Genomic DNA, 25043 nt, shown 5'->3' on the forward strand with positions numbered 1-25043 from the left:
CGATCGCAATGAAACCAATGTCAAAGGTGTATTTGCCGCAGGTGACTGTACGACTGTGCCATACAAGCAAATCATCATTGCCACAGGTGAAGGCGCGAAAGCATCTCTGTCTGCTTTTGATTACATTATTCGTTCTGGGCTGTAGGTGTGAAATGAAAAAGCCAACGCTCTCCCAAAATATACGTTGGCTTTTTCCCTTTATGTTGTATCGCTGATCTTTGCATTTACCCTTGATAGGAACTGAGTCGCTAACAGCTCAGTTCCTTTTTTTCGTTTAAAGCAAATATCTTGTACAAAGAAAAAGCCAAAGTGCTCCCCAGTCACTTTGGCTTTTTCATTTAGTTGTTGTTTATTGTTATTCTTTGCCCAGTTTTTGTTTTGAAACTCTGAGTGTGGTCAGTACTCGGTTTCTTTTCTACTTTCCCCAAGGTTAGACGCTAAATAAGTTCAATCCTTTAAATTTTTCTAACAGTTGTTGTTGTGTTTCAACGTGTTCTGGATGTGGCTCGATACAAGCAATTGGGCAAACATCGACACAGGTTTGGGTGTCATAAAAACCAACACACTCGGTGCAACGGCTGACATCTATTTCATAAATTTTATCACCTTCAAAAATAGCGGTATTGGGACATTCGGGAAGACACATATCACAGTTAATACATGCATCCGTTATTCGTAGTGCCAAGGCATCATCCCCTCAACTTGCAACATAGGCCAATGCAGGCGCTGAAATGTCGGCACTTGAATGCGGTAAGTTACGAATGAGCAGGGCATAGCGCATGTCGACATCAGCAGGAACGGGGATTTCAACCACATGTCCTGAGCCTTTCGCCTCAAGTGTTGGATTACCTTTTTTATCGAGGATTTCTGTTAGTTTAAAAGTGATGTTGCCTGAAGTGGTCATGAGTTCGAGCACATCGCCCACTACAAAACGGTTTTTGACATCGACTTTCAAATAATCGCCATTGCGTTCCAAAATTTCACCGCAGTATTGTTGATGGTCAAAACTGGATGAACCATTTTCATAGTTTTGATATTCGCTATGTACGTGGCGACGTAAGAAACCTTCGGTATACCCACGGTTGGCCAGACCTTCGAGTTGTGTCATGAGTGATGGGTCAAAAGGTTTACCGGCGATAGCATCATCTATAGCTTTGCGATAAATTTGTGCTGTACGGGCACAGTAAAAATAAGACTTGGTGCGTCCTTCAATTTTTAAAGAATGGATCCCCATTTGGGTTAAGCGCTCAACATGTTGCACCGCGCGTAAGTCTTTTGAGTTCATAAAGTAAGTACCATGTTCGTCTTCTTCAGCAGCAAACATGTCTTCTTCATTACGTTGTAGTAATACGGGTTCATCGAACTGATGCTGTGCTTGCATATGCAGTTCATCAGCATCAGAGCTTGAACAGCAGTTGGAGCCTGTATTCAGATTTTGGACTGGGATCACATCGCCATTTTCATCTTGCTGAGTCTCGTGTACTTTGTATTCCCAACGGCAAGCATTGGTACATGCCCCTTGATTGGCATCACGTTTATTCATATAGCCTGAAAGCATGCAACGTCCAGAGTATGCCATGCATAGCGCACCATGCACAAAAACCTCAATTTCCATGTCAGGCACTTGCTGCTTAATTTCTTCAATTTCATCAATGGATAATTCACGGGACAAAATGACCCGAGTCAGTCCCATGTTTTTCCAAAACTTCACAGTAGCCCAGTTAATGGCATTGGCTTGAACCGAAAGATGCACATCCATGTCTGGAAAATGCTCGCGTACCATCATAATTAACCCAGGATCCGACATGATCAGTGCATCGGGTTGCATAGCAACCACAGGTGTGAGGTCACGAATAAAGTTTTTGAGTTTCGAGTTATGCGGTTGAATGTTGACGACCACATAAAACTTTTTGCCTAAGTCATGTGCTTCTTGAATGCCGATAGCCAGATTGTCATGATCAAATTCATTATTGCGCACACGTAAACTGTAACGAGGTTGTCCGGCATAGACTGCATCTGCACCATAGGCAAATGCATAACGCATATTTTTAAGCGAACCTGCAGGAGAAAGAAGTTCAGTAACGTGATAAATGCTCATGATTAAACTAAGGCATAAAAAAAATATGGTTTTATTGTAGGGCTTTAAAAAATAGATTCAACCTAGTAAACAACTCGGAATTTAAGCGGAGATAGACGCGAAAACCACACGTTCAAACGCTGGATTTGAGTGCTCAATTATAAATGTTTGAATATATGATTTTATGTAGCTAAGGATAGAAGTAAATTTAAATATCCTTGTTTTATAAAGTAAAAGATTGGTTATATAAAACTTATCTGAGGTTCTAATCATCAAAAAACTAGAGTTCTTTGCGGCCTTTTATCCAAAATAATTAGGGATCATTTTATTAGATTTGATGTGAAGCTAGATTCTTTTATTTGTGAATTTATTAAAAAATTAAAGAAAATAAGGATAAAAATCCTGCATTGCCCACGAATGGTTCGAGTAAATAGGTAGCAAAACCGAATAATACCCATATTCTAAATTTTGTATTGATGTGTTTTATGCATCTGTAAGTCCTGCTTCAAGATGTCTTAGAATCTGGCAATCATCAATGGTTGATTGAGTTGCGCAGGACTGCCGAAGTTGTTGTAGTTGTATCTGAAATTTTTGTAATTCAATGATTTTTTGTTCGACTTGTTTTAAATGCTCATCGATCAGTTGATTGACCGCACTACAGTCTTGTTGAGGCTTTTGTTCCAGTTCAATCAAGTATTCAATTTCTTTAAGTGAGATATCCAGCGCACGGCAACGTTTAATAAATATGAGCCGTTTAAGCGCATCATCTTGATAATAGCGATAGTTATTGTCCCCGCGAAAAGAGGGTTCTAATAAATTCTTTTTTTCATAAAAACGAATGGTATCGGCACTTAATCCTGTTTTATGGACTAAGTCTTTCATCAAATAAATAGCAGATGAGTTTTGTTGATTCATTTTGCTTGACCTTAGAGCGACTCCATAGTTTTTAATCATAATAATAGAAAATGATTAGGTCTGGATAGAGGTTGTATATATGGCATGTTCTTCTTGCAGTTGTGCACCTGCACCGCAAAAGCCAAATAGTAAGTTTAGAACGGCATTATGGATTGCCTTATTGATCAATTTAGCCATGTTTGTGGTTGAGCTCATTGGTGGGGCTTATGCACATTCATCATCCTTATGGGCCGATTCTCTAGATTTTTTTGGTGATGCAGTCAATTATGGTATTTCACTGGCGGTGCTTGGTGCAAGTTTATATTGGCGGGCGACAGTGGCACTGCTTAAAGGTATTACCATGGCGCTATTTGGTTTAGTGGTGATTGGTAAAGTGATTTATGCCTATGCTTTGGGAATTCCGCCTGAAGCCATGACCATGGGGGTGATTGGTGTGATTGCTTTGCTTGCGAATGTGGTTTGTGCCGTCATTTTATATGCCTTTAGGGAAGGTGACTCTAATATGCAATCGGTCTGGCTTTGTAGTCGAAATGATGCGATTGGGAATGTGGCAGTTATTTTTGCTGCAATAGGTGTGTTTGGTACAGGCAGTTTGTGGCCAGACATAATCGTGGCAGGCATTATGGCGACTTTAGGTATGACTGCGGGTTATCAAGTGGTGAGCAAAGCATTATCTGAACGTAGATTACAGCTCGAGAATTAAGAAAACGCTAAATTTCTTAATCAAAGTGAAATTATTTTCCATAAAAATGCTCCGCAGCTGCTCGGAGCATTTTGTTGTTTACATAATAAGAATAAAACTCTGCTCATTTGTCGGATTGATCTGGCTATAATGGCGCCTAATTTATGATCGTTGTTTGCGATCAATGTTGACTGAAACTTACTTTTTAAAAATATAGACGATGATAAATACAATCACTCAAGTGCTTGAGCAATTGGGGTTAAGCGCACAAAAACGTGCCATTCATGCACAATTTTCACATGCGGCATTAAATCATGACATCTTTTTGCAGCATATTGAGGGCACACATGCATTAAACCAAGGTTTAAACGTTGAATTGATCTGCCTCTCAACCAATGCTCTGATTCCACTGAAACAATTTATCGGGGTACAAGTCGCGGTCGATCAGGTCACAGACCAAGGCACATTATTTCGCAGTACAGGGATCATCACCCACGCCGAACAAGGACAAAGTGATGGTGCGCTGACCCTGTACAAACTTCGCTTAGAAGACGCAACGGCACTTTGGCATAAACGTCGCAACAGCCGAGTGTTTATGAATAAAAGTGTGCGAGATGTCAGTGAAATACTCTTTAGGGAATGGCAGAGCAAAAGTTCGCTATTTGCTGCTAGCCTCAGTCTTGATCTTTCTGGTTTAAATACAGAGACCGATGTTCGTCCCTTCATCATGCAGTCAAATGAAACCGATTATGACTTTCTAACACGGCTCTGGCGCAGTGAAGGCATCAACTGGCTAATTGATGAAGCTGAACTCTATGTACCTCATACTCGTCATCCGATTCAAGCTCAAAAACTTAGACTCTTGGATGACAACAGTCAGTTCCAAGCCTTAAAGCGTCGACAGATTCGTTTTCATCGTTCTAGTGCTACCGAACAACAGGACAGCATCATCAGTCTGAGTGCACAGCGCAGCCTACAACCTACTGCAGTCCATATCCAACGTTGGCAAGCCGATCACTTGAGTCAAGAAGAAGGCGCAGGTTCAGTCCAAAGCCAGCATCAACATAGCACACAACAAGACAATGCCAGTCTCAGCCTAGAACAAGCGTGGCATATTAGCCCTGCATGGATGCAAGATTTAAATGGAGAAGATCAGGCGACAGCAGCATCAAACAGCCAAATTGAAAAACTCAATCAAACCCTGAGTAATGTCTACAACCAACAGGCGAAACAATTCACTGCACAGAGCACCGTACGTGATGCCCAAGTGGGGTATTGGTTTGAGTTACATGAACATCCTGAACTTGATCAACACAGTGACGCAGACAAAGAATTTCTGATCACGACCAAGACTTTCTATAATCAAAACAACTTGCCCAAAGATTTGAGTGAGCAAATTCAGCATTTACTGAAACAAAGCCAATGGTCACTCAAAACCAGCACAGTGCCAAGTGAACGCCAAGCCAACCACCTAAGTTTACAGCGTCGTCACATCACGACCGTTCCCGCTTATAACCCGATAGCGCACCGACCAGCCACACACCCACAACGTGCCAAAGTCGTGGGACCAAGTGGCGAAGAAATTTATGTGGATGAATGGGGACGGATCAAAGTTCGCTTCCTCTTTACCCGCAACGATGACCACAGCCATGACGGCGGTGCAGGCGCCAATGATAATGATACAGACTCGGCATGGGTTGATGTCTTGACTCCATGGGCGGGTGAGGGCTATGGCGCACGCTTTTTACCACGCATTGGTGAAATCGTAGTGATTGATTTCTTTGATGGCAATCTTGACCGTCCCTTTGTGGTTGGGCGGATTCATGAAGCGCAGCGCAGCCCAACGAAATTTGATCAGAAAGGTCAATTGCCAGAGACCAAGAAACTGGCAGGGATTTGCTCTAAAGAAGTAGGGGGTGAAGGCTATAACCAACTCCGCTTCGATGACACAACTGACCAGATCAGTACTCAACTGCAAAGCAGCCATGGGGCAACTCAGTTGAACCTCGGTAATCTCAGTCATCCGAAAGAAACGGAGACAAGTGAGGGACGAGGAGAAGGCTTTGAGCTTCGAACAGATCAATGGGGCGCGATTCGAGCAGGTGATGGTTTACTGCTCAGTAGCTATAAACAAGATCGCGCTGCTGGTACACATCTGGATGCTCAACCTGCCAAACAACAACTTGAAGGGACTTTAAACAATAGCCAAGCGTTAAGTGAAGCGGCGAAGAATCAACAGACGGATCCGCTTGAAGTTTTAGAAAACTTAAAAGGTTTTTTAGAACAGATTGAACAACAAGATCAAAACAAGGCAGATGCATTTAAACAAGCCATCATGATTCTCTCTGCTCCAAATTCCATAGTTGTTAGCAGTAATGAAGATATTTATCTCTCAGCCGATGGTCAGATCAGCCAAAGTGCAGGGGAGAGTATTAACCTTTCTACGCAGAAATCGTTGATTGCACATGCTAGTGACAAGATCAGCCTTTTTGCAGCACAAGACGGGCTAAGAGCCTATGCAGGCAAGGGCAAGATTGAAATCCAAGCGCAAGGAGATGCACTCGATGTTATTGCGCGTAAAGGCATTCAGATTATTTCTACGGAAGAACAAATTGAAATTAAGGCCAATAAAAAAATTGTGCTAACTGCGGGTGGTAGCCAAATTGAGATTAGTGGTGCAGGGGTATTACCGACCACTGCTGGAAAGTTTGAGAGTAAGGCGGGGCAGCATTTGTTTATGGGGAGTGCTTCTGTGAATGTGCCAGCAATTGATTTGCCAGACTGTTCTGCGAAGCAGGCAGATGCAGCAAAAAATGGATCAGCAAAAGTGATACTAGACTAAAATGAAGTTTTTACTGCCGAAAGAAGAAATAGTTTCTGAAAATTTAAGAGGGTTAATTACTGATGTATTTGAACAAAATAGTCATATCACGTTTTTGTGTGATGAAACTTTATTAAATGGTTTTTTTAATGAGTTTATTGACGAGTTAACAGATTATGAATTAGAGCCAATAGAAATTGCTGCATCTAAACGAAATACTCGTTCAGTTCTTTTCTTTATAAAAATCAAAGCTAAAAAAGACTTGGATCATTCGCTTGATTTCATAATTCAATCATTATGTATGAATTTGGATCAAAATGAAGATGGTTATTTCATTCATGGATTTGGCAAAATTGATGATCTAAAAATTGCTGTTCAAACTTTTAAAGAACTTGTTATCGCAAAGGATACAAAGAATAAATTTATTTTTCGTTGGTATGACCCACGCGTATTGGTTTATTTGCCTGCAATTATTGATAAAAAAATTGAACGAATTGAAGCATTTTTAGAGGATTGGCATTTTGTTTTTTTCAATGGTTTGTATGTGGTGAAAACTCAGGAAAAAAGAGCACTTTTCCCTCTTACATTTACAAATGATGAGTCGGCAAAACTAGATTTAATTGAATTGTCGAATACAGTGATCAAGCAATCTCTTATATATGATGAGCAATTATCGATTCGTCAGGATGAGATATTAGAATCACTTCATCAAGCGATAAGGCAATATGGAATTTTACATGTAACTGATCTGATCGCTTATGGGATGTATTCCATTATTTTGCATAAAGATTTTATGAGAAGTTCGCGAGTATCTTCAATAATTAGTCATTATTGGATTGAGAGATTGGAAGCAAACTCTTTTACAACGGCGATGGACTATTTAGAAGAAAATCAATATTCACAAGTTACACAAGAATGTGAAGAGGGCTAGCATGGCTAATGATAAACCAACTTTCGCAAATAATATAAAAAAGTTTGGGACAGTTGATCAGCAACAGAAAAAACTAACCAAGACTTTAGGTGTCAGCCCAAATCCGAGCAAAATTAGCCAACAAGCTGCTGCATCCACAACTCAGAATAAAAAAATACCAGTTACTCAGGTATCCGATAAGCCGTGTCCTAACTTTTGCCGACCTACAGGTATAAATATATTACCTCTAAAATACTCGGTAGCCCGCGTAGGGGGGAAACCATTACCAGCACAATTAGGTATCAATGTAACCAATGTTCCACTTAAGGAGTATAAATATACGGTTCGAATGATTGACTCTGGGTATATTTATTTATTAATCAAGAGAAAGTCTGGAAAGAAAGAGTGGGTTGCCTACATTACCAATAAAAAAGGATTTCATCAGGAATTTCCTTTAGGTAGTAAAGCACCTATTGTGGCTTCAGATTTTAACTGTAATAAAGCAGGACATAGTGCCAATGCATCCTTAATTACTATACCTTCAGTGAATAATGATGAAGCTCAGATGGTCTATTTACTGCATGCTCATGCACCTCTCACTCAAAAAATGAGAACGCAGTTTGAAAAAAATGCTGATCAGTACGCAACTTCAGGCTATTGGCAAAAAATAGATGTAGCAAAAGGAGCTACACAGCAACACTGCTTATCTAATACTCAATTAAGTACAGTAGCAACGCCATTGGAAACTTATGGATCCAATCGCTGGGGAGCAATAAATAAGAAGTTTAGTGAGAAACCGAAAGAGCATATTGGTATTGCACTCTATGATCCGATTGGAATCACATCTAAATTAAATGAAGATCGTAATATTTTAAGTTTCAAAGGAGTTGATGACTTTCTGAAAGAAAAGAAAAATGGCTTTAGCAATGAACATAAGCTTCAGACCCTGACCTTAATCGATAATATGAAGCAAAACTTAGTTGCAAATTCCATTCAAGCAAAGTTCAAAATTATTGATTCAAATGAAGAGCAAAGGAAGAAAATTACAGATCCTTATCTGCAAGCGGCGATTCAAAGAGCTGAACGTATGGGCGATAAAAAAGGACTCGATAATCTAAAGAATTTCGAAAAAAATGCGCCTGCAAAAGCTGCAGCTGAACTTGAGAAACAGAGAGCAGAGGCTGTTAAAAAAGCAACTGTAGATGGTAATAATGCATGGAAAAAATACCAAGCACAGTTAGATATGAATGGCTTGGAGAAGTTTCGCAAGGACGTCGATAAAAAATCTGAAGAGAGTTATGTTGCTGCAGCTCGGTATGTAGATGATCATTATAACTGGCTGATTTCTTCTAATCTTTTAAAAGGTCTATTCTATTTTGACCAAAGTGAAGAATTAAAACAGGGGAAAACACCGAAAGAAAGTAATGGTTTTATTTTCCATGCAGTCATTATGGATTTAATGTATGGCATGAATTTATTACAGAAGGGTAAAGACTTACTTAATAAATGGATATATGAAAAAAAGGTTTTAGATAAAAACTTATTCCTGAGAGCATATTGTTTTAACAATAAACGATTAATAGATGAATATGCCAAGATTTTTGAAAGTCAAAGTTCAGCAAAAAACTTACTAGATTATAGTAAACAGGGTTTTGGTATGTTTACAACGGCTGATGCAGCCTTTGATAGTTGGTTGGGTAGTATTGAGGGGAAAAAATTTATCTCAGCAAATGACTTTAAGTGGCCAGAGAAACTGTTCTACTGGATATCTTTGATGCTGAATACAGCTCTAAAAGAGTTTGGAGATATGCGATTAAAAACCTTACATATTAGTCAAATTACGGTTATGGCGACTCAAGGTGCACAACGTCATACGGCTCAATTGCTTTATTTAAGATCAGGGAATTTAGCTCAACAGCTTCCATTGATGCGGTTGATGTATAACCTAGAATTTAGAGCCGCTGCAATTGCTTCTTTAGCGCAAACTGGTACGACGTATACCTACCGTAATACCAGAGCAGTGGAAATTAAAAACTCGGTATCATTAGCTGTTAAAGGACAACCTGATATTACCAAAAATCGAATACTTGCCATTGTTGGTATTTTTGAGTTACTGAATTTTTACTTCCAATATGATGCGTGGAAATCTGATATTAAAGACAAGCCAGAGCTATCCGTACAATTAGTGGGTTCGATGTTCTCGGTATCTGCTGTGGCATTTGATATGTTAGGTGAGAGTTGGAGCCGTAAAGCTGTAACAGGTGCAGCTGCTTCAGCGGCAGCATTTAGATTGACTGCTGGAAGTCTTGGAACTTTAGGTGGAATAACTGGTTTATATGTAGATTCAAAAACCTTAAAAGAGACAAACTCGGTTGTTATCCAAACAATGTTATTTACTAGAATTTTGATCAACTTAGGTTTGTCAGTTGGACAAACAGGTGTATTAGCTAGCGCTATTTTACAATATAGCAAAAATGCAGTAATTAAAAGAGTTTTAACTAAATTCACAGCGAATGCTCTAGTCGCATTTTTAATGAGTGCTCGAGTAATTGCTGGGTTGAATCTTATAACATTAGGTTTAATTAGCGCAGAAATTTTACTTAAAAAATATGTTTTGGATGATGTAATGGAAGATTGGTGCCAAAAAACAGCCTTTAAACTAGCATCTGATCCTAAAAAAGAATCTATATTGAAATCTGCATCAAGGAATGAAGAGAAATTTAAAACTGCAGATGAGGAGTATGAAGAGTTTATGAAAGCGATAGTGAGCGTTTAAAATGTATGAGATGTTGAAATTTGAAGGTCGCATTCAAAGAGTAGAGATTTACGATGATTATTTAAGTGCATTTGGAAAGTCAGGTGATACTCAAATTACGGCTTCAGCAATTCTAAGCGGTGTAGCAGAAAGCGTTTCATTGTCTGCACAAACTGTATTTCTCGCTTCGCATAGTCGTTTACATGTCAAATCAGTTGTTATGGAAATAGGTGGTAAAGTTTGTGTAGGTCAATTTCATCGTGCGTTATTTGAACAGGGTGAATATGTCATTTGTGTCGTAAGACGTCTTGAAAAAAATTTCTATGAGCTTTATTCAGTATTGAGCCCTAAAACAGGCTTGCTTCATATGCAGGTTGGGATGGGAGCTTCTGTTAAAGCTCAGCAGACTTCTATAGCTAAAGGTAGAAATGTTTGGTACTCAATAACAATTTTTTTAGGATCTTTGATTTATTTTTGGGCAAGAGGTTTTAATCAGGTTGATATATTAATTTTTTTAGGAGTGGCTATTTTATTTTACTTTATTTTATTTTTTATTATTAAAAATGCTTCAAATTCATTAAAACATTTTTCAGAAAAGTCAGAACAGATTTTTGCTTTATATGGGTTTAAAGATCCTCAAGAGGTTTTTTTATTGCCAAGTCGTTATTTGAGTGAAAAAGATCATTTGTTGCTTGAAGCGGTATTTGAGTACCGTAAGGTCATTAAAGAAGATCCATACCCAGAAAGTTATATAGAGCAAAAAGAACGGAATGTATGAAAAAAATAAAAATTATATGAATGTAATCAAAGGTAAAATATTTGAAATTAAGTCTAAAACTGGTAGAAGGCCGGATCCATTCTTTAGAAAAAGCCAAATCCAAGATACCCGTAAATCAAAATGTGGGAGGAATCGTAACTGGCACCGCTTTTGCTGGTGTGCTGGCTGAAAGTAGTTCGTTGCTTACCAGTGCTCCTATACTAGTGATGGCAGGTAAAGCTAAAGATGGCATCACGTTTACAGGGGAAATAGAAGGACATTCTTTACTGGGGCAATTTACGACGGCTCGTTTTAAAGAAAATGATGAACTGATCGCTGTAATTAATGACAAGCCTGTAGATGGACGTTATCAAGTCTATGCCATTATTGATCCTAAATCTGGTTTGCTTTATATGATTTATGAAATGGGACGTTCAGTAAAAATGGGCTATAAGGCTATTATGATGCAAACTTATTACTTCACCTTAATTACATGGGGAGTAATAGCAATTTTAATGCTACTGTTTTATATACTTAAGTTTTCTTATTCTTGGGATTCTTTTTTACGTCTAATTATATGGACATTTTGGGGGATTTTTGGAGTGGGTGCCTTAATGGGATTTGTAAACTATTTTGGCTATAAGAAGTCATATGAAAATTTTGGAACATTATCAGAGCAGATATTTGAAAAGCTAGGTTTTGAACACCCCAAAGAGCAGGATTTTTATAATGAATTTTTAACGGATGACGGTGTTCAGATTAGTGTAATGAAATATCGTAATAAGTTAAAAGGTCAAGATCCTTATCCAGAAGATTATTTTGATAAGAAAAAAGTTAGTGAATGATGACTGGCCTACAATTAAACTTAAAACTGGTAGAAGGCCCAATCCATTCTTTAGAAAAAGCCAAATCCAAAATACCCGTAAATCAAAATGTGGGAGGAATCGCAACTGGTACTGCTTTTGCTGGTGTACTGGCTGAAAGTAGTTCGTTACTTACCAGTGCTCCTATCCTAGTGATGGCAGGTAAAGCTAAAGATGGCATCACGTTTACGGGGAAAATAGAAGGACATTCTTTACTAGGGCAATTTACGACGGCTCGTTTTAAAGAAAATGATGAGTTGATTGCAGTCATTGGTGAAAAACCTGTAGATGGGCGTCATCAAGTTTATGCAATTCTTGATCCTAAATCAGGCTTATTGTATATGATCTATGAAATGGGCCGTTCAATAAAAATGGGCTATAACGCCATTGTTAAGCAAATTTTTTACTTTACTTTACTTGCATGGCTAGGTGTTTCTTTTTTAGTTGTATTATTCTATATATTTGATTTCTCATATTCATGGGATTCTTTCGTAGATTTAATTTATTCTATTCTTATAATTCTTGTTTCATCAGCATTATTATCTAGCTTTGTAAACTATTTTGGTTATAGGAAGTCATATGAAAATTTCGGAGCATTATCGGAGCAAATATTTGAAAAACTAGGTTTTGAATACCCTAAAGAGCAGGATTTTTATAATGAATTTTTAACTGATGATGGTGTTCAGATTAGTGTAATGAAATATCGTAATAAGTTAAAAGGTCAAGATCCTTATCCAGAAGATTATTTTGATAAAAAAAGAGCAATTGAAACTTTAAATTAAGCGTTGAGAAGACCTTTCACACAATGTTATTGACTAGAATACTTATTCCAGTATGGCTTTTCATGTATGAATTGAATGATTTTCCAAGCTTTAATATGCCATTTTGGACTAAATTTAGATTTAAGTTTAGCTTAATACCAAATTCATCTTGCTCCAAAAGTTATTCCATAGACTTAAATATTCAGTTTGAAGTTGCTGGAAATACAGAGCCTGTTCTGGTTTATAGCATTGTGTGAATAGCACCCAAATGTCGTCTTCATGATTGTCATCGTTAGCAAGGGTTGTATCACATGTTTCTGCAAGGCCATGACATGCATAGTAGCCTTGGGTAAATAAAGGATCATAGGCTGCGAGATTAGTTCTGAGTGCTTCACTAAACTTAATCACTTGTAATTCAGTACAAGCCAAAATGAGCAGCAAGTCTGCATAAGAATGAATATGTTCTTGAATAAATTGTGCGATTGCAAATGCTTCAGGCCCGGTCTGTTTTTGATCGGCGACATTGAGTTCAAGTTGCTGCATCAGTTGAAGGAAATAGACCAAATGCGATTTAGAGGGTGAGCTTTTCTCAAGTTGGTGGGTATTAAAACCCAATTCATCTAGAAGATTTAGTGACAACAAATAACGTGCATATATCTTGGCTGCAATGCGGTCTTGCTCCACGATATTGCTGTCGTGCTCAAGTTGCAGTGCTTGATACATAGCCATACTCAAAGCATCAGTGAAAATTTTAACAATGGCGGTAAAATAATTCAGATGAATAAATTTCAGCTGTTCAAGGCTCAGTTGGGATTGATGCAGCCGTGTCAGTATTGGATGTTGAAATAAAATATGTTCAGCTGTCGTTTGCTTCAAGCGGATGATCGCTTGAATATTGGCTGCCCATGACATTGAGCTTAAGGATCGTTCAATAAAACGCAAAACTTCTGCGCGGGTATGTTCAGACTGGGTGAAGGAGAGTGCATTCATATACGAGGTAAATTTTAATTGTCATCATTTTTATCATAGTGAAAAAGATCCGACTCTTCTAGTGTTTTATTTATTTTAAAAACTATATATTTCAAATGCTTGAATTAATGCTGGTATTGTTTTTTATAAAAAAACGGTGTTGCTCTAAATTTGATATATAATATCGTCTTCAATCGATGTATTTCGTTTTCATGTGCTGTTCTTTTGGGTTAATGGCTTAATTTTAAAGTTTTGTGCATCAGGTAAAATAAATGTCAAAAAAAGAAGACATCATTAACACAGCGCTTAATCTCTTTAACTCACATAGTTATAATTCTATCGGTGTGGATCGGATTATTAGCGAGTCTGGCGTTGCTAAAATGACGTTTTACAAATACTTCCCATCTAAAGCTAAATTAATTGAAGAATGCTTAGTGACCAGAAACCAAAATTTACAGCAGTCGCTTGAAGCGACGATTGCTGCATGTGACCCAAGTGATTATCTCTCCCATATTCGTGCAATTTTTGAATGGTACCATGCTTGGTTTCATACTGCGGATTTTAATGGTTGTATGTTCCAAAAGGCAGTTGAAGAAATTTCAAAACTTTATCCTTCTTCGTTACAGCCTGCAATTGATTATAAAGAATGGTTGAAAGGCAAGCTATGTCAGGCTTTGAATCGTCTAGGTGTAAAGCAGGATGAACAGTTGGCTGCATTTCTATCGAGTATTTTGGATGGCATGACCATACAAGCTCAAATTGATCCGAACCAAGTGCATTTGGAAGATTATTGGAAGCGTGTGAATACTTTAATCCAAATGGAACTTTCAGCTATCTAATGTATAAAATTTAATCTTAAAGTTAACCCAATACACATTATATTGCTGGCTTAAATGCGTTTAAAATAAATCACGTACAAATAAATAAGCGCGATAACGGTTAGGTTATCGCGCTTTGCTGATAATGATTATGTTCCATATCGCACATTATTTGACAATAATGCATGATATGGATATGAGCAACTTAAAGTGCCTTCTTATATTTTTTGTACCCTCTGAATGTTTTCGGTCATTCAGTATTTCAGCAAAAATAGACAGACTTGTCTGTTTTGTTGAATTATAGAGACTTTGTGGAGAAAAACAACCAATCTCTGATTATTTTGGCTGAAATTTATTCATCATGCTTAATATTCCTTAAAAACTGTAGGGTATTCATTATTCATTATTCATTATTCATTATTCATTATTCATTATTCATTATTCATTATTCATTATTCATTATTCATTGTGTTATTCAGCCGAATGATTAAGGCACTTTGGGGGTAAATAAATGGTAAATTCATTGATTGGTTCAATCAGAACACTATAAGGTTTGAGCTGATCTTCATAGCATACAAGGTTGAGCCTTGCCAAAAGTTCAAAGCGAGCGTAATGCAGCGTTGCAGGTTTCGGATTTAAGCGACCATGCCACACACGATAGCTGCCGAGTTTTCCATCGCGGCGATGGTAAAATCCTGCCAAAGGATGAGTCAAGAAGACCTGATAACTTTCTAAATTGGGAAAGCCTTCAAAAAACCATTGGTCATGTTCGGATTGAGACAAATGCACATCTGAAGTGGCCCATGCCGATTGAGTCCGCATTTTATATTGTGTATATCGACCCTCTGCATCTTGCTGACAATCAAACTCAATCTGTGCAGGATGCCACGGTAGTTGCCAGACATAACGAGGAACGACTAGCGTCCAAGAGTCCAAAGTCGTTCCTAAAAACCAAACACAACGTTCCTGTGTTTCCTGATCAATCACGTAGACCCGATAATTGGTTTGCCCCATCGTGAATTTTGGAAAAGGGTAAACCGCAGAGCTGAAATCGACATCGATGAAGGGCACTACCGACATCAGTGCATGTTGTTTGCCTTGGTACTGGACCGTGTCTAACTTAAATCGCGCTGGAATGATCTCTTTAAAACGAGCTGGGTCAACGGCATAAGTAATGAGGGCAAAATGCTGGAGTTTGCACTGTACATCGAGACCGCTGGGCTTGGGTTTTGAATGTAAATAGTCTTTAAATTTGAGTTCTGGAAAGGTCATGGGTTTAAATTCTAGATTTGTTATTTTTTTTTAATATTAGATAAAACTATGCGTAGAGTAAATAAAAAACCGAAGCCTAAGCTTCGGTTTTTTATTATCTTTATACGATCTTATTTTTCAACGAATGCACGTTCAATTACGTAGTCACCAAGTACACCCATACGTGGCGACTCTTTTAAACCATGTTGGTCTAGAAGTGCAGCAACGTCATCGAGGAATGCAGGGCTACCGCAAAGCATTGCACGGTCCGTTTCTGGGTTAAAACGTGGTAAACCGATCTTCTCAAAAATCTCGCCAGTTTCAATTACTGTTGTTACACGACCTTGGTTTGGATACTCTTCACGAGTAACTGTTGGGTAGTAAACCAATTTATCTTTAATGCCTAGCTCTTCAAAGAACTCATTGTTCGGAAGTTCGTCTAAAATAAGGTCTTGGTAAGCCAATTCAGAAATGAAGCGTGTACCATGAACCACAATCACTTTCTCAAAACGTTCATAGGTTTCAGGGTCACGAATGGTCGCCAAGAACGGTGCAAGACCTGTACCAGAAGAAAGCAGGTATAGGTTTTTACCTGGGTTTAAGTCATCAAGTACTAAAGTTCCAGTTGGTTTTTTAGATACCAAAATTTCGTCGCCCACTTTAACTTTTTGTAAAATAGAGGTTAACGGGCCATCTGGAACTTTAATTGAGAAAAACTCAAGTTCTTCTTCGTAGTTTGCACTAGCAATAGAATAAGCACGCATTAACGGTTTGCCATTTACTTCAAGGCCGATCATCACAAATTGACCGTTTTTAAAACGTAGAGCAGTGTCGCGCGTCGTTTTAAAAGAGAATAAAGTATCATTCCAATGGTGGACGTGAGTAATCTTTTCGACGTTGAAAGCAGCCATTAAAGGTCTCAATAAATTATCAAATTAGAACAGGTTGCTATTCTAATCTAAAATCATTCTCGATAAACTGAATATATTTAATTGAGCTTATTAGAAAAAGTGATGATGACTGAGTTAACCTTGCCGATTATTGGCTATATGCACTCTTCTTATAAGGAAAAGTTTGGTATTCCTCGTCAGCCTAATTTGGTTCAAGTGGAATCGTATATTGAAATGCTAGCACCCTATAATGATGTTCTAGCCTTTGAAGGAATTGAGGCATTTAGTCATTTATGGTTGGTGTGGCAGTTTCATGACAATAAAAATCCAGAGAAAACCCAGTTCCGGCCACAAGTTCGTCCGCCACGCTTAGGAGGGAATAAAAAAATAGGGGTGTTTGCTACTCGCAGCATGTATCGTCCTTCACCGATTGGTCTATCGGTGGTAAAGCTCAAGTGTGTTAAAAAAGAAGGGAGGTCTGTTCGAGTGTATGTCACAGGAAGTGATTTGCTAGATGGCACCCCGATTGTCGATATTAAACCTTATATATACTACTCAGATGCCGTTATAGAAGCGGAAAGTGGCTATGCGCAAGATGAACCTAAACGTAAATCGGTGATATGGTCGGATCGGGCGATCGAACAGAAGCAGCAGCTTTTGACGAGTGGGAAATTGTCTGTACAGACTGTGCAAGAGCTTGAAGCCGTTTTATCTTTTGATCCCAGACCAGCATATCAGGATGATGAAGCGCGGGTATATAAAATGAAATTTGCTACTGTTGATATAGCTTTTACAGTGGGTGAAACTACAGTGAATATCACGGCCGTAGAATCAGAGATTTAAAGAGAGAAGCCGCAATACAATAGCCCAATCAAAACCACCATATGCAAAATCTGAATCGGGGCAAAAGCAATAAAGTATTGCTTACCACCTGTTAAGGCGGCATTAATGGACTTGGCAACAGCGTGTGCAGTCAAACCTAATATAAATGCAGACATTGCTGCCGTGTCTGTCGGTGTTCCTTGCATCACGACTGTTGCCATCGCTGCATGAATCTCAAATAAAGAAGCAAGCAAAGTCCCAGCGATTAAACCTGCATCTCCCAGCCAAAGGTTAAGTCCATACACCCCCGCTTGGATAAACGTCAAAGTCAGGGCAATAATGCCAGCCTCTTTTAAGCTAAACATGCGTGAATCAGTGGGTTGATGTTGTTCTTGTGCAGGGGCAGATCGTACCAACGCATAAGCACAGATCCCTAAAAGGACACTTGCTACAAGGGTCGGAAGCAGTATGGTTTTGAGCCAAAGTACACTCACACCTGCGACTATAATCAGCAGTTGCAATAAAGTCGCAATACAGGACATGAGCGCTGCACCTGCATTGGGTTTGGCGAGTGCTCGACCTGCACGTACTTCCATGCCTAAGCTAGCAACAGTCGCTGTACTGGATACAAAACCTGAAGCGATCGCCGATAAAATCATGGCATTTTTAGTGTTCAGCAGTCGTTTGGCGATATGTGCAAGCGCTTGAACAGCAAGAATGAGCGTGACTAATTTTAAAATAATATAGGGATTCAGCACAGCACCCCATAAAGGCGTATTCGGCGTTAAGGGCAGGGCAATTAAAATCAGCGCTAGGAGAAAGATACCGTCTTTAAACTCAGCCTCAGTAATCCATTTCCCCGCAAAGCTGTGCATCGGATGTTTGGTCATTAAAATAATGGTCAGGAGTACCGCTAAACCCGCAGCAAGTGATGTATTCCACAAGCACATCGCCCCGATAAAATAGGTCATGACAAAGGCAAGTTCAGTGGTTGAACCCAAATCTTCTGTTTGGTTTTTCATTGAAAATATAACTATGCCGCCGATGATCAGCGCACCGACAATGCCAATACTGACACCAAATAAAAAACAAATGGCACCGAGAAGGGCACAAATGGCAAAGGAGCGTAGTCCTGCAAAGCTTTGTTGGTTTTGACGTTGTTTGCTTCGTTCGCGCTCTAGACCAATCAACAGGCCACAGCCTAATGCTGAAGCCAAGGTAATGAGGACATCAGATAAAGCCAAGTTGTTGATGGAAACTATGCTGAAGTCCAAGCCTATCTCACAAAATTTAATGACCTGTCTAAAATATAGGCGAATGCTGAAGGTGGATTCAAGTTAAAAGAGCAAGATTTGTGAGTAAATTCGTGATTCTATTGATGAGCTTGGCTACTCCTCGATATTTGTGGGATTTGCTTATGCTTTGTGTGAATGAATACAGAAAATCTTGCTATAGTGGGGTTATGTTTGGGGACGTATAACAATGAATTTTAATTTTGAAATTGATACCACTTGGTGCTTAGATCAACTGTTTAAAGATGGGCGAATTACTGAAAAAGAAAAAAATCTAGTACAAACCTCGCACCGTCAACGCGATCAATTGAAGTGGCATCCATTACAGTGGATTGCTCATTTTAATCTGGTAGATCAGTCGCATCCACAGTCGAGACTGACATTAAATCGGCTTTGTCAGTGGTTAGCTGAAAAGACCCAATTACCGTTTTATGTGATTGATCCACTCAAAGCCGATGTGCAAGCTTTGACTTCGGTGATGTCTCAAGAATTTGCCTTCCGCAATAAAATCTTGGCTGTTGAAGTTCAGGCAAATCAAGTGTTAATTGCAACAGATCAGCCGTATATGAAAGATTGGATCGCAAATTTGGAGCACAATGTTGCGCCGAAAAAAATCCAGCGTGTATTACTCAGTCCTGAACAATTACAGCGCTATATGGTCGAGTATTATCAGGTGAGTCGCGCTGTCAGTAATTCACAGAAGTCTGGGAGTTATGACCGTGATAATAAAGGCGTTGAAGCACTTTTACAGTTGGGCGATAGTCAAAATCCTGATGCGAATGACCAACACATTGTTAAATTAGTCGACTGGGTTTTACAGTTTGCTTTTGAGCAAGGTGCCAGTGATATTCACTTAGAACCACGTAAAGACAACGGCAAAGTGCGTTTCCGTATTGATGGAGTGCTGCATACCATTTATAACATGCCTGCCAATACTTTAACCGCAGTGATTTCGCGGATTAAAATTTTAGGTCGAATGAATGTGGCAGAGAAACGTAAACCACAAGATGGACGTTTAAAAACACGGACACCGAAAGGGCAAGAAACAGAACTGCGTCTTTCGACTTTACCGACTGCTTTTGGTGAAAAGTTGGTGATGCGTATTTTTGACCCTGAAGTTTTAGTGCGTAGCTTTCAGCAGTTGGGTTTTGAAGGGCATTTGCTCAGTGATTGGCAAGCACTGACTTCGCATAGTCACGGCATTATTTTAGTGACAGGGCCAACGGGTTCAGGTAAAACCACCACGCTTTATTCTTCTTTGAAACAATTGGCTACCGAACAAGTGAACGTCTGTACCATTGAAGACCCGATTGAAATGTTAGAGCCGAGTTTTAACCAAATGCAGGTGAATACAGGCATTGATCTTGGTTTTGCTGATGGTGTTCGTGCGCTGATGCGTCAAGACCCTGACATTATTATGGTCGGTGAGATTCGTGATCATGATACGGCCAATATGGCGATTCAAGCAGCACTTACAGGACATTTAGTGCTGTCAACTCTGCACACCAATGATGCACCTTCCAGTCTGACGCGTTTGCATGATTTAGGCGTACAGCCGTTCTTAACCGCGGCAACCATTTTAGGGGTATTGGCACAGCGTCTCGTACGCCGCTTATGTCCACATTGTAAAGTTGAAAAGCAAATCAACAGCCAAGAATGGGAGCATCTGACTTTTGATTACATTATGGAGATGCCTGAAAAAGTCTTTACCGCAGTAGGATGTGAAGAGTGTCGGCAAACGGGCTATAAAGGACGAGTCGGTATTTATGAGTTTATGCCTGTGAGTTTAGAGGCCAAGCAACTGATTGGTGCCAATGGTGACTTGACTGCACTGCGTCAACAAGCCAAAAAAGAAGGCATTGAGCCTTTAAGAATTGCGGGTGCACGTAAAGTTTTAGAAGGCGTCACGACGCTAGAAGAAGTGTTACGTGTTGTCCCACTCAACTAAGCGTTTAATGCGTTACTTGAAGCTTTCTTAAGATTCAACTCATCTAGTTTTGGTTTAATCACTTCATCAAATAGATGAACAATTAAATAGAGGTACTGGATATGAATATGATGATGAAAGCGTTATTAGTTACTGGTGTTATTGGTTCAACCACTGTCGCTGTAGCAAACACCGCAGTGAACCAAGCGGCAGTTGCTGCTTCAACACCAACTACGGTTAAGCATGCGCTAACATTAAAAGATGACAGTCACGTCCAGTTAAAAGGTTATGTGGTCAAAGCCATTGGGGATGAGAAGTATGAATTCCGTGACCAAACTGGTTCAATTACTGTCGACATTGATGATGAGTTATGGGGTGGCAAAGCAATTTCGGCTAAAACACCTGTAACCATTATCGGTGAAGTAGATATTGACTACAAACCAGCAAAACGCGTTGAAATTGACGTAGATCAAGTGAAATTCTAAACACACTTGCCCAAGTTCAATTCAATTTTGATTGGGCATTCTTAAAAAAACCACAGGGCTTTGAATGGATATTAGCCCTGTGGTTTTTTGTATTTTGAGCCATTTCACGGCATGATCTAAACAATAGTGATTAGGCAGGTTAAGCAGTGCGGATATTATTAGCAGAAGATGATGCCTCTCAAGCTGAGAGTATTAAAACTTGGCTTGAAATGGATGGCTACAGTGTCGACTGGGTGGAACGGGGCGACCATGCCATTTTAGCCATTGAACAGCATCAGTATGACTGTGTGCTTTTAGATCGTGGTTTGCCACATGCCACAGGTGATGACATTTTGCTGAAAGTCCGTGGCAAGAACCTATCGACTCCTGTGATTTTTTTAACAGCACGTGACAGTATTCGAGATCGAGTCGAAGGGCTAGACTTGGGCGCCAATGATTATTTGATCAAACCTTTTAGTCTAGAGGAATTATCCGCTCGAATTCGTTTACAACTTCGACAGCAACAGCATAGTAGCTCGCAGGTATTGAGCTATGCCAATATCCAACTCGACCCACAGGCCAAAAGTGTGACTCAAAATGGTCAAGCTGTTAATTTAACCGCCAAAGAGTTTCAAATTTTGCATAAATTGATGCTCAAGCCCGAATATGTCGTTACGCGGGAACAACTTGAGGAAAGTCTTTATGCATGGGGCGATGAAATCGAAAGCAATGCGATCGAGGTTTTTATTTATCAATTGAGAAAAAAACTCGGTAGCCACTGTATTAAAACCATTCGTGGTTTGGGCTACAGAATGAATCAGGACATATAATGGCTCAGCCAATTTCACTCCAGCGTCAGCTTGTTAAAAGTTCGCTCCTCAGTTCGATACTGGCGGGGCTTTTGGCATTGCTGATGTTTATTGGGGTGTCGGTTTATCAGACCATGTCTATGCAAGATGAAATTATGGATGAAATGGCCGATATGTTGCTGGCAGATGATTTAACGGTCAGCAATGGTCAAGCTTTGGCAGAGCTTAGTGATGAGTTTGATATTCGCTATCGACTCGATAATGCACAGCAACTTTTGACTGCATCCGAAGATGTACCTGAAAAAATTACTGTTGATCATTTGAGTTTGGTTTCAGATGCACCTTATGGTTTTTATTGGTCAGAGCAGAAACTGTGGCGTATTTATACTGCGCAGGATAATCACGGTTTACAGGTTCAAGTGACCCAGTCGATGTCCGAACGTTTCCAAGCCTTTTGGCAAAGCATCCTAGTTTTCAGCGGTGTGTTGTTTTTAGTCTGGTGTATTCAGTGGTTGTTGATGCATTTCGCTATTCGACGTAAATTTCGGGTGATACACCAAGTTTCAGAGCAGATTTCAAATAAATCAGTTAATGATTTAGCACCTATTTCTATGCCAGAACCTGAGCTGATTGAGTTGCAACCGATGTTATCGCAGCTGAATGCTTTATTGGCACGTTTAGACCAAGCTTTAGTGGCAGAGCAGCGCTTTACCGCGGATGCTTCACATGAGCTACGTTCTCCACTGTCTGCGATACAAATGCGACTTCAGGTGCTCAAGCGCAAGTTTCCTGAACTTGAAAGTGAGTTAAAACCGATCCAACAAGATGTCAGTCGTGGGGTACAGGTGTTGGATAATCTGTTGTTGCTGGCACGTCTTGACCCTGAGCAAAAGGAAAGCTTGGCGAAGACTAAGTTTGACTTCAGTCTGCTAATGCAGGACGTGATTAAAGCTTTACAGCCGTTTGCAGACTCAAAACAGATTAAAATTAACGTGGTGCTTGCAGAGCAGGTTTATATATTGGCCAATGAGCAGCTCTTATTTAGCGCACTTCGCAATTTGCTCGACAATGCCATTCGCTATAGCCCCGAGCAGGCACAAGTTTTTGTCAATCTCACGATCGAAAAACAGCAGCTCAGACTGAGGATCGAAAATAGCGGAAATGGGGTCGATGCAACAGTTATCCAGCGTTTGGGTGAACGCTTTTATCGGGCTTTAGGTACAAAAACACAAGGTTCAGGCTTGGGCTTATCGATTTGTCAAAAAATTGTCGATTTACACGCAGGGCAGTTGTTATTTAGTTCATCCGACTTAGGCGGTTTAAAAGTGGAACTGCTGTTAAATAGGGTTGAGGCTTAGATATGCAGATTGTGATCTGTGATAAAAACAGCATAAATGATCAAACTTAAAGACATTAAAAAGCAGTACGCGCTGACATACTGCTTGTTTCCACGATTATTGTTATTGGGTTTTTATAGTTCTTATTTGGTAAGAATGAGTCGATTATTGCGAGTGAGTCGTAGACGATACTCTTCTCCAGCATGCATAATGCGAATTTCACGGCCTAGGGCAAATAAGTTGTTTGAGTGTAGCATTGGTAGTGAATGGGCTGTTTCGTTACGAGTAAATAAGCTAAATGGTGCGTTCATTCTGGCGACTCCGTGGTATATGTTGAACGATTTAAATGATAATCATTATCGAATGAGGCTGTCAACATTTTCTCGCTGAAAATATAAAAAACTTCAATATCGTTACATGCAATCACTCAATACACCACACATCTGAAATGGAATCTGATTATGTCAAAACCTTTGGTTCAAGTTGCTATAGCCATCCTTTTACATCAAGGCAAAGTTTTGGTGGGCTGGCGTCAGGCGGAACAGCATCAGGGCAATAAACACGAATTTCCTGGAGGGAAGGTGGAAGCAGGTGAAACGCCTGAGCAAGCCTGTCGCCGTGAAGTGTTAGAAGAAGTCGGCATTGATATACAAGATTGGCATGCTTTTGACTGTATTCAGTTTGAATATGACGATGTGATTGTCAATTTGCATTTATTCCATGCTGTAGTATCAAATCATCTATTGGCAGACATTCACTCACCATGGGCGTGGTTCAATCGTGCTGAATTACAAGATCTTAACTTTCCAAAAGCCAATCAAGCCATTTTGAAGCGACTTTATGCTGCACCCGTGATTAAAATTTCAGATCAAATCGATGTGTTGAAAAATTTGCCTGAACAACAAGAGCTGTATTGGCGAGTACCTGCCAGTCCTGAACATATTTTAAAAATTGCAGAACTGAGTGTTGAACAATTGGCACGGGTGATTGTTAATATAGAACTATGGAAAGGTTTAAATCCACTCCAACAGCAGGCAGTTGCGGCCATACATCTGAAACAATCTCAACTCATGCAATTGAGTAAAGGGGAGTTGAACGTTGGGCAGCGTTATATAGCGGCCTGTCATGACCGTATAAGTGCTGAACATGCACAAGAAATTGGCTGTGATGCTCTTTTACTCAGCCCTGTACTTGAAACACTCAGCCACCCAAATAGTGAAACTTTGGGTTGGGAGCAGTTGAGCCTGATTGCAGAAGAGATTCATATCCTAATTTTTGCTCTCGGCGGCTTACAGTTAGCCGATTTAGCCAAAGCGCAAAGTTATGGCGCTTATGGTATAGCAGGGCAGCGTTCCATCTAACTGAGCGTGCTTTTAAGACAGACTTTTGATTGCTGTTTGAGCTTGTTGAATGGTTTTCTGATTCTTCTGTATTTGACCTGCTTTTAAGATAACGCTCCAAAGTTGCTTTTTCATGGCATTGCTTTGGGCATAACTCAAGCCGCGATGTGCAAGCGATTCCGCATTTGCAGGTTGTTTTTGTTGATTAGCAATTAAAGCCAAATACAAAAAGGTCTCACTCGACTGTGGTGCTAAACGCTGTGCTTGCATGGCGTAGCTTTGTGCTTGACTCCACTGGCCTTGGCGATAGGCCGTTTGTGTTTTTTGCATCAGACTTTTAAAAGCAGGCAGCTGTCGCCCATCATCAAACTGTTGTTTGCTTTTCTGTTCAGGAATCACAATCTTCTGACGTTGAATTTCTTCGCGGTCATAAGGGTGAATTGTGACCCCAGAGGGTGTTTTCTGCTCTTTATCCGACTGTGTCGCCTTTTCAGGTATCTTTTTTTCAGCTGGCTGTGGGAGGCTTTGACAGCCTGCCACAGCCACGATGGTTGCTAAGATACTTAAACGTTTAAACCACATC

At 39.7% G+C, this 25043-nt stretch carries 23 protein-coding genes and 1 pseudogene; 15 read left to right on the forward strand and 9 right to left on the reverse strand.

Annotation, left to right across the window (positions count from 1 at the left end; all coding sequences use genetic code 11):
* Positions 1–145 (forward strand): annotated as a pseudogene (locus KVY11_RS04085) (pyridine nucleotide-disulfide oxidoreductase); the annotation flags it as partial.
* A gap of 285 nt (positions 146–430) precedes the next feature.
* Here the strand turns inward: KVY11_RS04085 and KVY11_RS04090 are convergent.
* From KVY11_RS04090 to KVY11_RS04100, 3 genes are all read right to left on the reverse strand, one after another.
* The gene (locus KVY11_RS04090; protein WP_218288214.1) at positions 431–685 is read right to left on the reverse strand and encodes a YfhL family 4Fe-4S dicluster ferredoxin; all 255 of its coding nucleotides are present in this window, start codon (positions 683–685) and stop codon (positions 431–433) included.
* Positions 686–697: 12 nt separating this feature from the next.
* Complete coding sequence (yegQ, locus tag KVY11_RS04095; protein ID WP_218288215.1) at positions 698–2098, reverse strand: tRNA 5-hydroxyuridine modification protein YegQ; 1401 nt, start codon at positions 2096–2098, stop codon at positions 698–700.
* Positions 2099–2560: 462 nt separating this feature from the next.
* Entirely contained in the window at positions 2561–2992 is a 432-nt protein-coding gene (locus KVY11_RS04100; protein ID WP_218288216.1) for a Cd(II)/Pb(II)-responsive transcriptional regulator, read from the reverse strand.
* Between the two features lie 79 nt (positions 2993–3071).
* Between KVY11_RS04100 and KVY11_RS04105 the strand changes: the two genes are divergently transcribed.
* The 7 genes from KVY11_RS04105 to KVY11_RS04135 all read left to right on the forward strand — a co-directional run bounded on the left by KVY11_RS04105 (position 3072) and on the right by KVY11_RS04135 (position 12562).
* Positions 3072–3695 (forward strand): cation transporter, encoded by a 624-nt coding sequence (locus tag KVY11_RS04105; RefSeq protein WP_218288217.1) that lies wholly within the window; start codon positions 3072–3074, stop codon positions 3693–3695.
* A 199-nt stretch (positions 3696–3894) separates the two neighbouring features.
* Positions 3895–6516 (forward strand): type VI secretion system Vgr family protein, encoded by a 2622-nt coding sequence (locus KVY11_RS04110; protein WP_218288218.1) that lies wholly within the window; start codon positions 3895–3897, stop codon positions 6514–6516.
* 1 nt (position 6517) lies between these two features.
* Positions 6518–7426: a hypothetical protein gene (locus tag KVY11_RS04115; RefSeq protein ID WP_218288219.1), complete on the forward strand. Its 909-nt coding sequence runs from the start codon at positions 6518–6520 to the stop codon at positions 7424–7426.
* A 1-nt stretch (position 7427) separates the two neighbouring features.
* A complete protein-coding gene (locus tag KVY11_RS04120; protein WP_218288220.1) occupies positions 7428–10181 on the forward strand; it encodes a T6SS effector BTH_I2691 family protein in 2754 nt (917 codons plus the stop codon).
* A gap of 10 nt (positions 10182–10191) precedes the next feature.
* The gene (locus KVY11_RS04125; protein WP_218288221.1) at positions 10192–10938 is read left to right on the forward strand and encodes a putative type VI secretion system effector; all 747 of its coding nucleotides are present in this window, start codon (positions 10192–10194) and stop codon (positions 10936–10938) included.
* 41 nt (positions 10939–10979) lie between these two features.
* Positions 10980–11762 (forward strand): putative type VI secretion system effector, encoded by a 783-nt coding sequence (locus tag KVY11_RS04130; protein WP_218288222.1) that lies wholly within the window; start codon positions 10980–10982, stop codon positions 11760–11762.
* Positions 11762–12562, forward strand: a complete 801-nt coding sequence (locus tag KVY11_RS04135) for a putative type VI secretion system effector (protein ID WP_218288499.1) — start codon at positions 11762–11764, stop codon at positions 12560–12562. Before KVY11_RS04130 ends, KVY11_RS04135 begins: the two co-directional genes overlap by 1 nt.
* Positions 12563–12688: 126 nt before the next feature.
* Here the strand turns inward: KVY11_RS04135 and KVY11_RS04140 are convergent, their stop codons facing one another.
* Positions 12689–13531, reverse strand: coding sequence for a hypothetical protein (locus KVY11_RS04140; protein ID WP_218288223.1), 843 nt, complete (start codon positions 13529–13531; stop codon positions 12689–12691).
* Between the two features lie 251 nt (positions 13532–13782).
* On the opposite strand from KVY11_RS04140, the gene KVY11_RS04145 reads away from it, so the two are divergent.
* The gene (locus KVY11_RS04145) at positions 13783–14349 is read left to right on the forward strand and encodes a TetR/AcrR family transcriptional regulator (RefSeq protein ID WP_168158968.1); all 567 of its coding nucleotides are present in this window, start codon (positions 13783–13785) and stop codon (positions 14347–14349) included.
* A 450-nt stretch (positions 14350–14799) separates the two neighbouring features.
* On the opposite strand, the gene KVY11_RS04150 is transcribed toward KVY11_RS04145, so the two are convergent.
* Positions 14800–15600 carry a DUF2071 domain-containing protein gene (locus KVY11_RS04150; protein WP_218288224.1) on the reverse strand — a complete coding sequence of 267 codons (801 nt, stop codon included), beginning with the start codon at positions 15598–15600 and terminating at the stop codon, positions 14800–14802.
* A gap of 110 nt (positions 15601–15710) precedes the next feature.
* Positions 15711–16490 carry a ferredoxin--NADP reductase gene (locus tag KVY11_RS04155; protein ID WP_004696086.1) on the reverse strand — a complete coding sequence of 260 codons (780 nt, stop codon included), beginning with the start codon at positions 16488–16490 and terminating at the stop codon, positions 15711–15713.
* 102 nt (positions 16491–16592) lie between these two features.
* Here KVY11_RS04155 and tsaA point away from each other — a divergent pair, with 102 nt between their 5' ends.
* A complete protein-coding gene (gene tsaA, locus KVY11_RS04160; protein ID WP_218288500.1) occupies positions 16593–17312 on the forward strand; it encodes a tRNA (N6-threonylcarbamoyladenosine(37)-N6)-methyltransferase TrmO in 720 nt (239 codons plus the stop codon).
* Here tsaA and KVY11_RS04165 read toward each other — a convergent pair.
* On the reverse strand, positions 17309–18565 hold the full coding sequence (locus KVY11_RS04165) for an MgtC/SapB family protein (protein WP_218288225.1): 1257 nt from the start codon (positions 18563–18565) through the stop codon (positions 17309–17311). The two genes, tsaA and KVY11_RS04165, sit on opposite strands and share 4 nt — an antisense overlap.
* 208 nt (positions 18566–18773) lie before the next feature.
* On the opposite strand from KVY11_RS04165, the gene KVY11_RS04170 reads away from it, so the two are divergent.
* The 4 genes from KVY11_RS04170 to KVY11_RS04185 all read left to right on the forward strand — a co-directional run bounded on the left by KVY11_RS04170 (position 18774) and on the right by KVY11_RS04185 (position 23141).
* Positions 18774–20531 carry a GspE/PulE family protein gene (locus KVY11_RS04170; RefSeq protein WP_218288226.1) on the forward strand — a complete coding sequence of 586 codons (1758 nt, stop codon included), beginning with the start codon at positions 18774–18776 and terminating at the stop codon, positions 20529–20531.
* A gap of 101 nt (positions 20532–20632) precedes the next feature.
* On the forward strand, positions 20633–20995 hold the full coding sequence (locus KVY11_RS04175) for a NirD/YgiW/YdeI family stress tolerance protein (RefSeq protein WP_125274723.1): 363 nt from the start codon (positions 20633–20635) through the stop codon (positions 20993–20995).
* 146 nt (positions 20996–21141) lie between these two features.
* Positions 21142–21804 (forward strand): response regulator transcription factor, encoded by a 663-nt coding sequence (locus tag KVY11_RS04180; RefSeq protein ID WP_218288227.1) that lies wholly within the window; start codon positions 21142–21144, stop codon positions 21802–21804.
* Positions 21804–23141 (forward strand): HAMP domain-containing sensor histidine kinase, encoded by a 1338-nt coding sequence (locus KVY11_RS04185; protein ID WP_218288228.1) that lies wholly within the window; start codon positions 21804–21806, stop codon positions 23139–23141. Before KVY11_RS04180 ends, KVY11_RS04185 begins: the two co-directional genes overlap by 1 nt.
* A 122-nt stretch (positions 23142–23263) precedes the next feature.
* On the opposite strand, the gene hemP is transcribed toward KVY11_RS04185, so the two are convergent.
* Positions 23264–23431: a hemin uptake protein HemP gene (gene hemP, locus KVY11_RS04190; RefSeq protein ID WP_004696105.1), complete on the reverse strand. Its 168-nt coding sequence runs from the start codon at positions 23429–23431 to the stop codon at positions 23264–23266.
* Positions 23432–23581: 150 nt separating this feature from the next.
* On the opposite strand from hemP, the gene KVY11_RS04195 reads away from it, so the two are divergent.
* Entirely contained in the window at positions 23582–24481 is a 900-nt protein-coding gene (locus tag KVY11_RS04195) for an NUDIX domain-containing protein (RefSeq protein ID WP_218288229.1), read from the forward strand.
* Positions 24482–24493: 12 nt separating this feature from the next.
* Here KVY11_RS04195 and KVY11_RS04200 read toward each other — a convergent pair whose 3' ends face one another.
* Positions 24494–25042, reverse strand: a complete 549-nt coding sequence (locus KVY11_RS04200; RefSeq protein WP_218288230.1) for a tetratricopeptide repeat protein — start codon at positions 25040–25042, stop codon at positions 24494–24496.
* Between the last annotated feature and the right edge of the window lies 1 nt (position 25043).

The sequence above is a fragment of the Acinetobacter sp. CWB-G5 genome, from assembly GCF_019209785.1.
GTDB classification, from domain to species: domain Bacteria; phylum Pseudomonadota; class Gammaproteobacteria; order Pseudomonadales; family Moraxellaceae; genus Acinetobacter; species Acinetobacter johnsonii.